This is a genomic window from Fructilactobacillus frigidiflavus (assembly GCF_044054575.1).
GTDB lineage: Bacteria > Bacillota > Bacilli > Lactobacillales > Lactobacillaceae > Fructilactobacillus > Fructilactobacillus frigidiflavus.
Genome location: NZ_CP168716.1, coordinates 1161864 through 1177026 on the forward strand (window position 1 = coordinate 1161864; position 15163 = coordinate 1177026).

General features: G+C 33.8%; 13 protein-coding genes and 1 tRNA gene. 11 read left to right on the forward strand and 3 right to left on the reverse strand.

Annotated elements, in window-relative coordinates; translation table 11 throughout:
• The first annotated feature begins 42 nt into the window (after positions 1-42).
• Positions 43-501 carry a MarR family winged helix-turn-helix transcriptional regulator gene (locus tag ACEPSS_RS05820; RefSeq protein ID WP_395318229.1) on the forward strand — a complete coding sequence of 153 codons (459 nt, stop codon included), beginning with the start codon at positions 43-45 and terminating at the stop codon, positions 499-501.
• 105 nt (positions 502-606) lie between these two features.
• Positions 607-2133, forward strand: coding sequence for a UDP-N-acetylmuramoyl-L-alanyl-D-glutamate--2,6-diaminopimelate ligase (locus tag ACEPSS_RS05825; RefSeq protein ID WP_395318231.1), 1527 nt, complete (start codon positions 607-609; stop codon positions 2131-2133).
• Between the two features lie 36 nt (positions 2134-2169).
• On the opposite strand, the gene ACEPSS_RS05830 is transcribed toward ACEPSS_RS05825, so the two are convergent.
• Entirely contained in the window at positions 2170-2502 is a 333-nt protein-coding gene (locus ACEPSS_RS05830) for a DUF1516 family protein (RefSeq protein ID WP_395318233.1), read from the reverse strand.
• A gap of 82 nt (positions 2503-2584) precedes the next feature.
• Between ACEPSS_RS05830 and ACEPSS_RS05835 the strand changes: the two genes are divergently transcribed.
• The 7 genes from ACEPSS_RS05835 (at position 2585) to ACEPSS_RS05865 (ending at position 11598) form a co-directional block, all read left to right on the forward strand.
• Positions 2585-2655: transfer RNA gene (locus ACEPSS_RS05835), tRNA-Gly, on the forward strand.
• 223 nt (positions 2656-2878) lie between these two features.
• On the forward strand, positions 2879-4570 hold the full coding sequence (gene argS / locus ACEPSS_RS05840) for an arginine--tRNA ligase (protein WP_395318235.1): 1692 nt from the start codon (positions 2879-2881) through the stop codon (positions 4568-4570).
• Between the two features lie 133 nt (positions 4571-4703).
• The gene (locus ACEPSS_RS05845) at positions 4704-6851 is read left to right on the forward strand and encodes a transglycosylase domain-containing protein (RefSeq protein WP_395318237.1); all 2148 of its coding nucleotides are present in this window, start codon (positions 4704-4706) and stop codon (positions 6849-6851) included.
• Between the two features lie 53 nt (positions 6852-6904).
• A complete protein-coding gene (locus ACEPSS_RS05850; RefSeq protein ID WP_395318239.1) occupies positions 6905-7252 on the forward strand; it encodes a YlbF family regulator in 348 nt (115 codons plus the stop codon).
• Between the two features lie 60 nt (positions 7253-7312).
• Positions 7313-8533, forward strand: a complete 1221-nt coding sequence (locus ACEPSS_RS05855; RefSeq protein ID WP_395318241.1) for a metallophosphoesterase family protein — start codon at positions 7313-7315, stop codon at positions 8531-8533.
• Between the two features lies 1 nt (position 8534).
• Positions 8535-11066, forward strand: coding sequence for an AAA family ATPase (locus ACEPSS_RS05860; protein WP_395318243.1), 2532 nt, complete (start codon positions 8535-8537; stop codon positions 11064-11066).
• Between the two features lie 64 nt (positions 11067-11130).
• The gene (locus ACEPSS_RS05865) at positions 11131-11598 is read left to right on the forward strand and encodes a hypothetical protein (RefSeq protein ID WP_395318244.1); all 468 of its coding nucleotides are present in this window, start codon (positions 11131-11133) and stop codon (positions 11596-11598) included.
• 66 nt (positions 11599-11664) lie between these two features.
• Here ACEPSS_RS05865 and ACEPSS_RS05870 read toward each other — a convergent pair whose 3' ends face one another.
• Positions 11665-12552 (reverse strand): peptidylprolyl isomerase, encoded by an 888-nt coding sequence (locus ACEPSS_RS05870; protein WP_395318245.1) that lies wholly within the window; start codon positions 12550-12552, stop codon positions 11665-11667.
• A gap of 122 nt (positions 12553-12674) precedes the next feature.
• Positions 12675-13106, reverse strand: coding sequence for an HIT family protein (locus ACEPSS_RS05875; protein ID WP_395318247.1), 432 nt, complete (start codon positions 13104-13106; stop codon positions 12675-12677).
• Between the two features lie 106 nt (positions 13107-13212).
• Between ACEPSS_RS05875 and ACEPSS_RS05880 the strand changes: the two genes are divergently transcribed.
• Together ACEPSS_RS05880 and ACEPSS_RS05885 are read left to right on the forward strand one after the other, a co-directional pair.
• Complete coding sequence (locus ACEPSS_RS05880; protein ID WP_395318249.1) at positions 13213-13953, forward strand: ABC transporter ATP-binding protein; 741 nt, start codon at positions 13213-13215, stop codon at positions 13951-13953.
• Positions 13946-15148, forward strand: coding sequence for an ABC transporter permease (locus ACEPSS_RS05885; protein WP_395318251.1), 1203 nt, complete (start codon positions 13946-13948; stop codon positions 15146-15148). Before ACEPSS_RS05880 ends, ACEPSS_RS05885 begins: the two co-directional genes overlap by 8 nt.
• Positions 15149-15163 lie beyond the last annotated feature (15 nt).

Sequence of the window (15163 nt, forward strand, 5' to 3'; positions counted from 1 at the left end):
ACTTATTTGTACATAATTAACTATTGATTGGAGTAATTTATTATGGCAGGATTTAGACAGATTGATGGTGAACTTTGTTTCGGCATCTACAATGCGAACAAAAAGTTTAATCGCTTTTATCAACATGTTTTAGCAAGTTATGGGTTAACTTATCCGCAATATGCAGTGATGCTTGTACTTTGGAACCATGCCCCAATTACAGTTCGTGAATTAGGTGCTTATGTAGATCTTGATAGTGGGACGCTGACACCGTTATTAAAACGGCTTCAAAAAAATGGCTGGGTCACAAAATCACGTTCAACCAAAGACGAACGGGTAGTAAACATTAACATTACGGACTATGCTAAAAAAATGGAAAAAGAAATTTATGCACATGTTAACCAGTGCTTTGAAATTTTAGGGATGAGCAGAAGTCAAATTGATGAAGCATTAAAGGTAATTAATGCAGTTAGTAACCAATTAGATAATGTAGATGTTCAAAAAATAACTGAAGTTGACTGATAAAATAGACTAATCGTTGATTGGTCTATTTTTGTTTTTAGCAGTAAATTTTGCTAGAATGAAAATACTGGATAAACATAAATAATTAAAAATGGGGTAAAAAAATTGTCCTTAAATATTGATGAGATTAAGACTATTTTATTGGAACATGATTTATTAAAAGACCAACGAATTACTGACAAAACTAAATTTGACTACGTTAGCTATGACTCGCGTGATATTAAAAAAAACACCTTATTTTTTTGTAAAGGAAACTTTAAACCAGAGTTTTTGACTAATGCCAAGCAGGCTGGAGCAACTGGAGTAGTAGTTGAAAAGCATTTGGCTGAAAGCGATGGTATGACTGAAATTATTGTTTCTGACATTCAAAAGGCCATGTCGATTTTATCAGCCGCATTTTTTGCATTTCCTCAAGATGAAATGTACATGATTGCCATTACTGGAACCAAGGGTAAAACGACTTCCTCATACTTTATCTATGATGCGATTAAGCAAGCAACTAACGAGAAAACGGCGCTATTTTCAACGGTGAATACTGTTTTAGGACCTAATGACATTTTTAAGTCGCATTTAACGACGCCGGAATCATTAGATTTATTTAAAAATATGCGTAAAGCTGTCGATAATGGGATGAAGTATCTAGTGATGGAAGTATCTTCGCAGGCCTACTTAAAGAGTCGAGTTTATGGGTTAAAATTTGACGTTGGATCATTTTTAAACATTTCGCCTGATCACGTTGGTGAAAACGAACACCCAACTTTTGCTAATTACCTTCATTGTAAGGAACAATTATTAGTAAACTCAAATAAAGTAATTTTAAATGCCGAAACGGCAGAATTTAAAGACGTTTATTACGCTGCTAAAGCAACCACTGATCCAGAAAACATTTACTTATTCGCAAGAAACGGGGGAGATGTTGCTTTACCAGTAGATTTAGACTTTGTGTTTGAAAGTCACGAAGATACCTTAAACGATAGTAAGATTACTTTGCTAGCCCTTAGTGATAAAGCAAAAGCACTTAATGTTGCTGGAGACTATACGGTCGGGATTCCTGGGGACTACAACGAATCAAATGCAACGGATGCTATTATTTCAGCTGGACTGGCCGGTTTTGAACATGCTCAACTAGTAGAGGGAATTGAAGCAACGCGGATTCCGGGACGAATGGAAATGTATCGGAGCCATCAACATGGAGTAGTTTACGTTGATTATGCCCATAATTATGCAAGTACCAAAGCCCTCTTAAATTTCTTGAAACGGCAAAGTCCGAAAGGGAAAGTTTCCGTAGTAGTTGGTAGCCCAGGCAATAAGGGAATTGATCGTCGTGAAGGATTTGGTAAGGCCTTGAGTGAGGAAGCAGACGTAGCTTATTTAACCATGGATGATCCGGCTTTCGAAGATCCTATGAAAATTGCCCAAGAAATTGATTCACATATTAATCATGAGCATGTGAAGGTTATTTTTGAAATGGATCGCGAAAAAGCCATTAAGGATGCCATTTTAAATAGTAATCCACAAGACATTAGTGTGGTCCTTGGTAAAGGACAAGATCCATATCAAAAAATTAATGGAGTGGACACACCATATCCGACAGATTCAAAAGTTGTCCATGATTTGTTAGAAAATTTATAAAAATTAAAACCACGTCAACTAATTGGCGTGGTTTTGTTAGATTGAAAATAAACAAAAAATCGAAATTATAATACTGATAATTGTAATCCAAATTAGATAGGGCTTAAAATTTCCTTGAATTTTACGTTGATACGAAATATCAATGAAAGAAATTGCAATGACAGTTGCGAAAAAGCTTAAAATATCAACCGATGGATTAGTGTTAAAGTTACGGATGATGAGAATGATGTCGCCAACTAACACTAATAAATACAAAATTCGGGTGTAGAGCATAATTTTAATGATGGTTTTATCTTGTTTAACGTACATTCCAAATAAAAATGGAATAATTAACAATGTCCATAGGGCAATCATGATTTTAATTAGCATATTAAACCTCCGTTTTTTAATTGATTATACCATCTTTATTTTAATGACAAGCATAATTAAAAATGATATAATCAATATGCATGCGGGCGTAGTTTAGTGGTAAAATTTGAGCTTCCCAAGCTTACGTCGCGGGTTCGATTCCCGTCGCCCGCTTTTTAAAATTTGCCAAAGATAAAAGATTAGTAATTTAAGTGAATTTTTCAGCGATTCTAGGATGGTGTAAGCTAGATAAATTTCTTAAATGAATTCGTCCTTTTTAGGCAGTTAAAATTAATAATTAAAGTGGGTATTGTCCAACTAGAGTGGTACCGCGGGATTATCTCGTCTCTTACATTTACTAATGTAGGAGTCTTTTTATTTATAAGGAGTGAATGACATGGATTACAAACAAATTGTAGCGGATGCATTATCAAATGTTGTCGATGGTAAGGTTTCAACCAATGATATTTATGCAAAAATTGAAAAACCAAAGATTGCAACTAATGGGGATCTTTCATTCCCAGCTTTTATTTTGTCAAAAGAATTACACCAAGCACCACAAGCGATTGCACAAGAAATTGCCGCCAACATTAATGGTGAAAATTTTGAAAAAGTGGTTGCCGTTGGTCCATACGTTAACTTTTTCCTTGATAAAGGCCAAGTTAGTCATCAAGTAATTACCGATGTGTTGACAGAAAAAGAACATTTTGGCGATAATCATCAAGGTGAGGACCGCGTCGTTACGATTGATATGTCATCACCTAACATTGCTAAACCAATGTCAATGGGACATTTGCGTTCGACTGTAATTGGTAACTCAATTGCAAAAATCCTTAGTAAAAATGGGTACAAGCCCATTAAAGATAATCATTTAGGTGATTGGGGTACCCAATTTGGTAAGTTAATTACGGCTTACCTAAAATGGGGTAGTGAAGAAGACGTAAAAAGTGACCCAATTCATTACTTAGTGCAATATTATATTCGTTTCCATAAAGAGGATGAAATTCATCCAGAATATGATGAAGAGGCTCGAGAATGGTTTAAAAAACTTGAAGATGGTGATCCTGAAGCAGTTCGTTTGTGGAAATGGTTCCGTGAAGTTTCGCTAGAAGCCTTTAACCAAACTTACAAAAAACTAGGGGTCGAGTTTGACACTTACAATGGTGAATCATTCTATAACGATAAGTTACAAGATGTGGTTGATACCCTAAAAAAAGACGGACTCCTTGAAAAGTCACAAGGTGCTTCAGTCGTTGATTTGAGTGATGAAGAGCTTAATCCCGCTTTAATTCTAAAAACGGATGGGGCTTCATTGTATGTAACTCGTGATATTGCGACAGCAATTTATCGTGACGAAACTTATCACCCAGTCATGAACCTCTATGTCGTTGGTTCAGAACAAACTTACTACTTCAAACAACTTAAAGCCGTTTTGAAGAAAATGGGCTTGGATTCAGCGGCTGGATTACACCATATTCCTTTTGGTTTAATTACAGTTAATGGTAAAAAATTATCCACTCGTCATGGAAACATTGTCTTACTTAATGAAGTTTTAGATGAATCTGTGAAGATGGCTAAACAACAAATTGTTGAAAAAAATCCCGACTTAAAAGATAAAGACAAAGTTGCTGAAGAAGTTGGAGTTGGGGCCGTTGTCTTTGGTGACTTAAAGAATTCTAGAATTGATAGTATTGATTTCAATTTACAAGAACAATTGAAGTTTGAAGGGGAAACTGGTCCTTATGTCCAATATGCTCATGCACGAGCTCAAAGTATTCTTCGTAAAGCTAAATCAGACTACGCTAATGCAGGTAACTACGGATTAACTGATGAAGATGCTTGGGAAGTAATCAAATTACTCCAATCATTCCCAGACGTTGTAAAACGGGCTAATGCCGAATTTGAACCTTCAGTAATTGCGAAGTACTCATTGAGATTAGCCAAAGCTTTCAATAAATATTACGCTCATACTAAAATTTTGACAGAAGATGATGAATTAAACGCTCGTTTGGCTTTAGTTCAAAGTGTTTCAATTATTCTGGAAGAATCATTGAGATTATTGGGAGTAAAAGCACCAAATGAAATGTAATCAATTAAGATAATTAAAAACTTATAACAATCACGATTTTCATCGGCGTTGTTATAAGTTTTTTAGTACTTGGGAAATTTTTAAATTCTTTATGGTAAAATGGGACTAATTTTATTCCTAGGAGAAATAAGTGATGAATAAAGAAAAAATCAGCAATTCCATAAAACAGGCTCTGCACATGTTATGGGAATTTATTAAAAAATATTTCTTAATTTTTTGGAATATTGTAAAAAAATATTGGAAGAGATACCAAATTACGAGATGGATAATTGCAATCGTTTTATTCATTATGTTAATTTCTTCAATTTATCTAACGATTATTGCGAAAACTTCACACGTTAAAAATTTGCAGTCTAATTTGTCACGATCAACCGTAATTTATGACCAAAATCATGACAAGGCTGGTAAATTATATGCCCAAAAGGGAACCTATGTTGCTAGTAATGAGATTTCGCCCAACCTTAGTAATGCCATTATTGCCACGGAAGACCGTAATTTCTACCATGAACATGGATTTTCGGTTAAAGGATACGCTCGAGCAATTTTGTTAGCAATTAAGAATAAACTTCTTCACGATAACCAAATTAGTAGTGGTGGGAGTACGATTTCACAACAATTAGCTAAAAATACTTTTTTATCACAACAACAAACTTTATCAAGAAAGTTTAAAGAACTCTTTATTTCAATTGAAATTGAAAATATTTACTCTAAAAAGCAGATTCTTACAATGTACATGAATAATGCCTACTTTGGTAACGGAGTTTATGGGGTTCAGGATGCATCTCGGAAGTATTTTGGGATGGATGCTAAAGATTTACCGGTCCAAGATGCAGCTACCTTAGCGGGAATGTTACAAAATCCCAGTAATAATCCCATTGATCATCCAGAGGCCGCTAAAGCACGAAGAAATGTCGTCTTAGCATTGATGGGGGAAACTGGTAAAATTCCCGCAAATCAAGTTAAAATTTATCAAAATAAACCGATGGAAGTTCGTGATGATTTAGACGATCAAAACGGCTATAAGTATCCATATTACTTTGATGCGGTGATTGATGAAGCGATTAATCAATATGGCTTATCCGAAAAACAAATTATGAATGATGGCTATAAGATTTACACAACTTTGAATCAACAACAACAACAAAGTTTCCAAAATGAATTTAAGGATTCGTCCTTGTTCCCAAGTAATGGTGCGGACGGACAAAAAGTTCAAGCTGCTTCAATTGCGATTAATCCCAAAAATGGGGGAGTACAAGCAGTAGTTGGTGGACGTGGAGATACTGTTTTCCGTGGCTATAATCGGGCTACGGATATGCGTCGTCAACCTGGATCGGCCTTAAAACCAATCTCAGTCTATACGCCGGCTTTAGAAAATGGATTTTCTTATGATTCTATGTTAAATGACAAATTACAATCATACGGGAAAAATCACTACACCCCCCAAAACTTCTCGCAATCATACTCTGGTAAAGTTCCAATGTTTAAAGCCGTTGCCCAAAGTTTAAATGCTCCAGCTGTTTGGACTTTAAACCAAATCGGAGTAGACAAGGGTTATGATTCAGTGCAAAGCTTTGGATTACCAGTTACTAAAAAAGATAAAAATCTTTCCTTGGCATTAGGTGGGTTAACGACTGGAGTTTCCCCACAACAAATGGCAGGAGCTTACACGGCTTTTGCTAATCAAGGTAAATTATCACAACCGTTTTATATTACTAAAATTGTAGATTCAACTGGAAAAACAGTTGCTAGTCATGATGTAAATACTTCACAAATCATTTCAGCAGATACCGCTCGGGAAATGACTAGTATGTTAATTGATGTCTTTAAGCCCGGTGGAACTAGTGCTAGTGGTAAACCAAGTGGCTATGAAGTGGCTGGGAAAACCGGAACAACAGAAGATGATACCAGCTCAGATAATCGTGCCGTTCGGGACTGGTGGGTGATTGGATATACACCAGACGTAGTAGTTGCCAGTTGGGAAGGGTTTGATAACGCTAATGCTGATAATCATTTAGAAGTTGCCAATGGTAGTAATAGTATTAATAATTTATTTAAGAATCAAATGGAAGATATCTTGCCATACACTAAGCAAACCCAATTTAAGGTTAAGGATGCAGCTACCCGTTATCAACAAAAGCAACAAGAAACCTTCTTTGGAGATGACGGTTCGGAAAATGATACCGTAAGTGGAATTAAAGATAAACTTGGAAAAGTTTCTGAAAAAGCATCAGACGTGGCTCATAATTTAGTTAATGATGTTAAGAGTTTTTTAGGTCAATAATTTGATAATTGTGTTATGATATATGTATATTAACTAAGAGGAGATTTTTTATTATGTCAGATAACAAAATTTTAGAACAAGCACAAAAAATGCAAGAAGCAGTATTAAAATCAGAAGAATTCACTAACTTGAAGAATGCTATGGATGCTTTAAAAGCTGAAAAAGATTCTTACAAAGTTTTCACTGATTTCCAAGCAAGCCAAAACGACTTAAGACAAAAACAAATGTCAGGTCAAGAAATCACACCAGATGATATGAAGTCTGCTCGTGAACTTGCTGATAAAATGAATGAACTTCCTGCAATTAAAATTTTGATGGAACGTGAAAAAGCAATGGGTAAATTAATTGACGATGCTAACATGGTTATTACTGAACCATTACGTAAATTATACCAAGCTTAATTTTTAGTAATTAGAGAAGCACTTTTTAGTGCTTCTTTTTTTATTGTTAGGGGAGAAAAAATGAAATTTATTCATACCGCTGATTTACATTTAGATACACCATTTGATGGAATCAAAAATGACGATGCAACCCCCAATTCACTGTGGCAAGCATTGAAAAATGCTCCCTATGAATCATTTCAAAAAATGGTTGATCAAGCAATTGACCAACAAGTTGATTTTATGCTAATTGCTGGGGATGTATTTGATAGTAAAAATCAAAGTGTTAAAGCGTTGAGCTTTTTTGTCGAACAAATGAATCGATTGCATGACGCAAAAATCCCAGTGATGCTCGCATTTGGTAATCATGACTTTCAACCTGATGAAGGACAGCACTTTGATTTTCCCAATAATGTATTTATCTTTCCTAAAGAAGTGACAACTCATGAATTAGAGTTGGATGATGGAAAACAAGTTGCAATTACTAGTTTTAGTTACCCAACCCAAGCAGTCACGACTGATTTAGTTAAAGCTTTTCCCTTAAAAGGAAGGGTCGATTATCAAATTGGAATGGTACACGGTGAAATTGGGAAAGATGGAGCAGACAATTATGCTCCATTTACGTTGTCAGAGATGAAAAGTAAGGGCTATGACTATTGGGCCCTTGGGCATATTCATAAACGGGGTGAGTTGAATCAGAGCCCAATGATTGAATATCCTGGCGATATTCAAGGACGGCATAAAAATGAGGCTGGCGAGAAGGGTTATCTTTTAGTTGATGAGCAAAATGGTCAATTGACTAAAAATTTTGTAGCAACAGCACCGATTATCTTTAGCCCCATGACTATTGTAATTGATGAAACTATGGATATTACAACCGTGGTTAATCAGATTTTGATGAAAATTAAGAGCCAGACATTTACAAAATTACATTTAATTAATTTAACCTTAGAGTCCAAAACCGGTGAATTTTCTGATGATGTTACGCAAGGGATGTTGCATGACTTACTGATTCAGAATTTGCAACAGACTTTAGCGCCACAATATCAAACTTTAAATGCCTGGATTTATGAAATAAAATTAAAATCAAAGGTTACAAAATCATTTAGCAATTTAGATCAAAAATTTTGGGACACCGCTAAAACAGAAGTTTTCTCTAAAACAAATATTGCTGATGTAGCTGGCAAATTATTTGTTGATGACTTTATTCGAGCTGAGTTTAATCATGATGACGCAGCTAATGCTTTAATGAAAAAAAGTAAGGATCTCATTAATTTTGAGATGAAAGGAGTTGATTCTTAGCATGCTGATTAATAAAGTTGAAATTTTTGGTTATGGAAAATTAAGTCACCAAGTGTTTGAATTTAACCAATTTCAGGCAATTTTAGGGGCAAATGAGGCTGGTAAAACGACGATGATTAATTTCATCAAGGATATGTTATTTGGCTTTACTAAACGTAAAACTACCCATCCTTATGCACCAAAGGATAAAACTGAAATGGGTGGGCGCCTTTTTATTACGACGAGTGAGACTAACTACATAATCGAACGAGTTGAGGGAAAGAATGGTGGTAATTTAAAAATAACTGACAATCATGAGCTAGAATTACCTCCAGAATCATTAAAAAAGCTCTTGGGACCAATCAATCGTGATACGTTTGACAATTTATTTTACTTTGGTTCACCTAATTTGACGGAAGTGGGAAAACTAAGTAAAGATGAATTAGAAACCCGAATTCGTCAAGTTGGTGTGATTGGGATTGAACAATGGTTGTCATTGAAAAAGTCGATTGAAAAAGAGGCTGACGAATTGTATAAGCAGCGGGGGAAAAAGCCGCTGTTAAATCAAGCGTTGTTAGAATATCAAAAAAATAAGCAAAAATTAAATGAAGCTCAGCAATCCTATGCCGAATATTTGAATTTAAATCATCAATACCAGGATTTGATTCAAGAACAGCAAAAAAACAAAGCCCACCAAAGACTTACTTTTGAACAACTTCGAGCGGTTCAAGCTGACGAACAAAATTGGAATAATTATAACGAACTAGAAAATAACAAAAATGTGCAAATTGAATTATTATCCGGTTATACTCCTACTGATTTAAGCGAGTTTAACGAATTAGTTAATGAAATTAATTTTTTAAAGACTAAAATTAAAAATTTACAATTATTAATTGATAAACAACTAGATTATAGTCAAGAAGCCCCATATGACCACAAATTGTATTTAGCAAATCAAAAGAAGTTTGATGATTTGTACTTACAACTAGATACCCAAATTAATAATGAACGCAATTATGAAAACGCAACCCGTGATTTTCGGCGACAAGCACAAGATTTAGAATTGGATAATGAAGCTGCGGGCGGTAATGATAGTCTTGAATTTACTCCTGATGATAAAGAAAAGATTAATCGTTTATTAGAAGAAAGACAAACTTTGAAAACCAAAAAGACATTTTCAAATTCTGTAACGTCTGAAGATCAATCAAATAGTCCTTGGAAGTTATTAATTGGAATCGGATTAGGCCTAATAATTTTGGGTTTTGTAGTTGGTGGAGTTGGCTTGTTTGCCTTACTAGTAGTTGGTCTTGGTCTATTAGGACTAGGTGGATATCTTAAAACTCATACAAAAACAAATTCACACCAGGCCCAGACGATTGATTATGATGATGAAATTGAACAAATTGATCAGCAGCTATCCAAAATGGCTAAAATATATCAAATTGAAAATCAGCATCCAGAAACTTGGACAACTATTCTACAAGATGCAATCAAAAAACGGAATCAACATCGGCAACAACTTGAGATTTTGAAACAAGAGTTACATAACGATCATGAAAAATTGGTTAACTATCTCAATCGTTGGAATTTACCAGGCTTAAACCAGCAAGATTTTAATCAATCATTAAATCAAATTAATCAATTTATGATTAATAATCAAGAATTACAAAATAAAATCAAACAACAACAAGCTAAAAGAATTGAAAAATTAAATGAAATTTCTGATTATCAAAAACAAATTGAAAAAATTGAACTACAACAGCAACAGTTTTTAAGTAAAAGAAATGTTGCTAGTTTTGCAGAATTTAAACAACAATACCAAATTCAACAAGCAGGGCAAAAACGAAAAGAAAAAATCGAAAATTTAGAAAATTCGTTAAGTAGCCAAATGATTGATCGGCTTAAACAATATCAGAGTTATGACGACTTGAAGGGTCGACTCAATGAATTGAAAAAGCTTGATCAAGAAAATTCAGAACATTTAACTAATCTTTCGGAAAAAATAAGTTCCTTAAAGATTAAGCTTAATAATTTAGCTAAAGATGGAACTTATGATGAATTACGTCAAGAAATTGCCACACAAAGGGCTGAAATTAATGATTTAGTTTCAAAATGGCTAACCTTAAAATTGACGGATGAGTGGATTGAAAAAGTTCTCAACTTAGCTAGTCATGGAAGATTTCCGCAGGTGCAAAAATTAGCACAAAAGTATTTCAATACATTGACTAATCAGCATTATGTTTCAGTTGAATATGGCAAAAAAATAAGGGTTAAGACTAATGACGGCGTCAAATTTGAGGTTAAAGAGTTGTCAAAGGGAACCATGCAGCAACTTTATCTTGCTCTTATTTTCGCGTTAACGATGTCATTTAGTGACGAATATCCGATGCCAATTATCATTGATGATGGCTTTGTTGATTTTGATCATGTGCGAACTGATGCTGCCATTGATTTAATGAAAGAAATTTCGGAAAATACCCAAGTAATTTACTTTACGGCTGATGATCGAATTGAAAAAAAGGTAAAATCAGATGACTTACTTAAATTAATTTAAAATGATAAGCCTATAAAAAAATAAATACAATACGCAATTTCGGGGGAAATTAATAAATATAATTATGAAGAATAAGTTACTAACAATAATATTTTTAACTATGTTAATTGGTTTGACAGCATGCTGTAATAATGATAAATCTACAAAAAAAGCAAATCAAAATTTAAAAAGTGAGCATATCAATTCTGATAATAACAATAAAAAAGCAGAAAACGTTGATTCTAATGTCACTTCAGAAAACAACCAAGATAGTAATAACAGTAATCAACCCAAAGACTCTAATAATCAAGCTCAAAATTATGTTCAGCCAAAGGATGGAACTCCAGGGCCTCAAGGTAGTAATTCTGTTTACGAAAACGGTCATCTAGTTAATGGATCTCCCAATAATGTACCAACTAATCAAAATGATTCATCTAATAGTGATTCTACATCTAAAGTAAATGAATCCAATTTGAATATACCTTATGGGCAACCTGGTCATATTCCAACAACAAGAGATCCTGATTACAAGGGTATTTTGACAACTCCTTAATTTATTTTTAAATTAGGCTAAAAAAATAGGCGATTACAAAATTGTAATCGTCTATTTTGGGTTTAATTAGTTCTTAGGAGCATCAACGTATCCTGAAAGGATATTACTCATACTCTTATCTTCAATATGAACATCACCGTCTTTTAGGACTTTTGCTACGACATTGTGAAGGGTAGTACTGTTATTCATTCTTGAAGTAGCAAGTTGGTCTTTAAGTTCCGCCTTGTGATCTTTCCATGAGCCCTTTGAAGGGTGTTTAACCATTTCAATAACTTGGTAACCAGCGTCAGTTTTAACTGGTTCAGTTGTATATTCGCCATTCTTAAGTGCAAAGGCAGCTTTCTTGAACTTAGAATCAACGCTAGTACTTGCATTATCAAAGGCTGGTAATAAACCACCTTTTTTCTTAGTAGCATCATCAGTTGAATATTTCTTAGCTAAAGCATCAAACTTCTTACCGTCTTGTAAGTCTGAAATTACAGTTTCTGCGGTATCTTTATCTTTCACGGTAATTGCTTTAACGGTAACTTTAGGTTCATAACTCTTAAATTGTTTTTGTAAGTCTTTATCAGTAAAGCTGGTTTTATCTAACACAGCTTGCTTCAATAATAAGTTATCTCTGATTGAACTCTTTAATTGAGATTCAGTCATACCTTGTTGTTGTAACATCGCCGTAAATTGTGAACCATATTGGCTCTTATATTGATTTAATTGGTCGTTAACTTCTGATTTTTTAACTTTGTCGCCGTATTTATGTTCGAGGACTTTGTTTAAAATCAATTGTTGAAGTTCTTGTTTACCTTGTTGGGTATCCTTCATCTTGTTGTAGTATTGTTCTTCAGTAATCTTTCCACCTGAAGTTGTAACAACTGTTTTATCGCTTTGACCACAGGCCACAAGTGATAAACTCATCAAAACTCCAGCAGCGCCAACTGCCCATTTTTTCTTATTCATGAATACACGTCCATTTCTTAAAATAATATTTAGTCTGTCGATCACAAACTAATCAATGCCTTTAATATAACATAACTAACTAATCATATTAAATCTGTTAAAAAACTTAATCATATTTTAATTTACTTAATTTGTTCTTTAATTGCATCTTGAATAGCAGTGTACTTAGCATTATCGTAATCACTTTCGTTATTTCCAAAGTGAATTGAAAAATCATCATTCTTACTGTAGCGTGGAATTAAATGGAAGTGGGCATGAAAAACGGATTGATAAGCGATTTCACCGTTATCGTTAACGATATTCATTCCTTTGATTTCTGGATTTGATTGTTTGATTGCACGCGCAATCATTGGTACTCTGGCAAAAACTTCACCAGCTTCTGCTGCAGTAAAGTGGTAAATATCCTGGATATGTTGCTTAGGAATTACCAAGGTATGTCCCGGGGTAGTTTGAGAAATATCTAAAAAAGCAAGGACCACATCATCTTCATATACTTTGTAGCTTGGAATTTCTCCAGCTACGATTTTACAAAAAATACAATCTTTATCTGTCATAATAATTCTCCTTTTTGATGATTATACACCATTGTATAACGTAATTAGAAAACTTAATCGTGTGATATAATTAAGAAAACATTCTATTAGAGAAAAGAGAGTTTAGATGAGCTTAAAGGTTAGTAATTTAACTGGAGGATATTCTAGTATTCCAGTTTTAAAAAATGAAACTTTTGATGTTAGTAATGGGGAGTTAGTTTCTTTAATTGGATTGAATGGATCAGGTAAATCAACCACCATTAATCACATTATGGGATTAATGACGCCATTTTCTGGTACAGTAACCGTCAATGAAATTGAAATAACTGATGATGTAGAAAAATACAAACAACAAATTGCTTATATTCCTGAAATGCCAGTCCTATACAGCGACTTAACTTTACGCGAACACATTGAAACCACGATTATGGCTTATAATCTTGATAAAACTGAAGCATGGGAGAAAGCACAAAAACTATTAACTACCTTTCGCCTAGATAACAAACTGGATTGGTTTCCCTCTAACTTTTCTAAAGGAATGCGACAAAAAGTAATGATTGTTTGTGCCTTTATTACTAATGCCCAGCTATTCGTGATTGATGAGCCATTTTTAGGATTAGATCCATTAGCAGTTAATGACTTATTAAAGCTAATTGATGAAAAAAAACAAGCTGGAGCTAGCATTTTAATGTCTACCCACGTGCTCGATACTGCTGAAAAATACTGTGATCGCTTCGTTTTAATTAATGACGGTAGCGTTAGTTATGAGGGGACAATGGCAGAAATTAAAGATCATTATGCTAATTTAGGAAATTCATTGAATGACATCTATCTTTCACTTGCTCAAGGGGATGATAGTCATGGGTAAGTTCTTTAAGCAACGTTTGCAGCTACACATAAAAGAAATGGCACGTTATCTTAAGTATGTTTTTAATGATTTTTTTGTGATTGCTTTAATGTTTTTTGTTGGGGCATTAGGATTAGTCTATGCTAATTTTTTAAAAAGTCTGGTTGGTGGTCAATGGTGGGAAAAAGTTGTTATCATTGTAATTCTCCTAGTTGGCCTTCAAATGGGTGGATTAGCAACCTTAGTTAAAAAGGCTGATCAAGTTTTTATTGCACCCAAAGAGTACGCCTTTAAAGCTTATCTAAACTCTGCGTTTAATTATAGTTTTTTCATGGCGTGTTTGATTCAAGCGATCATCAGTTTTATTTTAGTTCCATTTATCACAGTGAGTTTACAATGGTCAATTATTCAAATTATTGCATTATTTGGTTTAATTTTAATTTTAAAATGGACAATTCTTACCAATCATTTAGCTGATTTATATCTAAATTTCCCTAAAACAAGACTAATAAAGACCCTAATTAATGTAGTTATTCCAGCTGTTTGTTTAATTGTGGCAGTTTATGGTAATTTAATTTGTGGGATTACCTTAGCATTATTATTTGCAATTGGTTTAAAGGTCACGTCCAATCGGTTAGCGAATTTAATTGATTGGAAGACTTTGATTAGTGATGAAGAACGACGGATGGCAATTATTTATCGCTTCTTTAGTCTCTTCCAGGATGTCCCTGAAGTTAAGCCAAAAATTAGACGACGGCGGTGGGCTCAACCATTGTTTAAATTAGTTAAAAATAATCAAAGCAATACGTTTACTAATTTATATCTAATTACGTTTATCAGAGATGGCGAGATTAGTGCTTTATTTTTTCGGTTAATCATCATCGGATTCTTAGTAATTGTTTTTGTAAAGAATGCTATACTGGGGGTCTTTATTTATGATTTATTTATCTATTTGGTTGGATTTCAGTTGATTCCTTTTTATAAGGTTTTCGATGATAATGTGTTTGTGCATATTTATCCAATTTCAGAAAAGACTAGAATGAATAGTTTTAGATTAGTAGTTCGAACTTTGCTATTAATTGAAGTGCTAGTTTTGACCCTTGGAATGATAATGAGTGGGATTGCAATTAGTTTTATTGGTACTGCTTTAATAATTGGATTATTTGAGATTTATTGTCTAACTGGTCCTTACCTTAAAAATAAGTTTAAAAATTAAAAATGAAATGGAGTT

Excerpts from the sequence above, each read along its gene's own strand:
- ACEPSS_RS05820 (WP_395318229.1), top strand. The coding sequence starts at position 43 with ATGGCAGGATTTAGACAGATTGATGGTGAACTTTGTTTCGGCATCTAC.
- ACEPSS_RS05830 (WP_395318233.1), bottom strand. The coding sequence starts at position 2,502 with ATGCTAATTAAAATCATGATTGCCCTATGGACATTGTTAATTATTCCA.
- argS (WP_395318235.1), top strand. The coding sequence starts at position 2,879 with ATGGATTACAAACAAATTGTAGCGGATGCATTATCAAATGTTGTCGAT.
- ACEPSS_RS05845 (WP_395318237.1), top strand. The coding sequence starts at position 4,704 with ATGAATAAAGAAAAAATCAGCAATTCCATAAAACAGGCTCTGCACATG.
- ACEPSS_RS05850 (WP_395318239.1), top strand. The coding sequence starts at position 6,905 with ATGTCAGATAACAAAATTTTAGAACAAGCACAAAAAATGCAAGAAGCA.
- ACEPSS_RS05855 (WP_395318241.1), top strand. The coding sequence starts at position 7,313 with ATGAAATTTATTCATACCGCTGATTTACATTTAGATACACCATTTGAT.
- ACEPSS_RS05860 (WP_395318243.1), top strand. The coding sequence starts at position 8,535 with ATGCTGATTAATAAAGTTGAAATTTTTGGTTATGGAAAATTAAGTCAC.
- ACEPSS_RS05865 (WP_395318244.1), top strand. The coding sequence starts at position 11,131 with ATGAAGAATAAGTTACTAACAATAATATTTTTAACTATGTTAATTGGT.
- ACEPSS_RS05870 (WP_395318245.1), bottom strand. The coding sequence starts at position 12,552 with ATGAATAAGAAAAAATGGGCAGTTGGCGCTGCTGGAGTTTTGATGAGT.
- ACEPSS_RS05875 (WP_395318247.1), bottom strand. The coding sequence starts at position 13,106 with ATGACAGATAAAGATTGTATTTTTTGTAAAATCGTAGCTGGAGAAATT.
- ACEPSS_RS05880 (WP_395318249.1), top strand. The coding sequence starts at position 13,213 with ATGAGCTTAAAGGTTAGTAATTTAACTGGAGGATATTCTAGTATTCCA.
- ACEPSS_RS05885 (WP_395318251.1), top strand. The coding sequence starts at position 13,946 with ATGGGTAAGTTCTTTAAGCAACGTTTGCAGCTACACATAAAAGAAATG.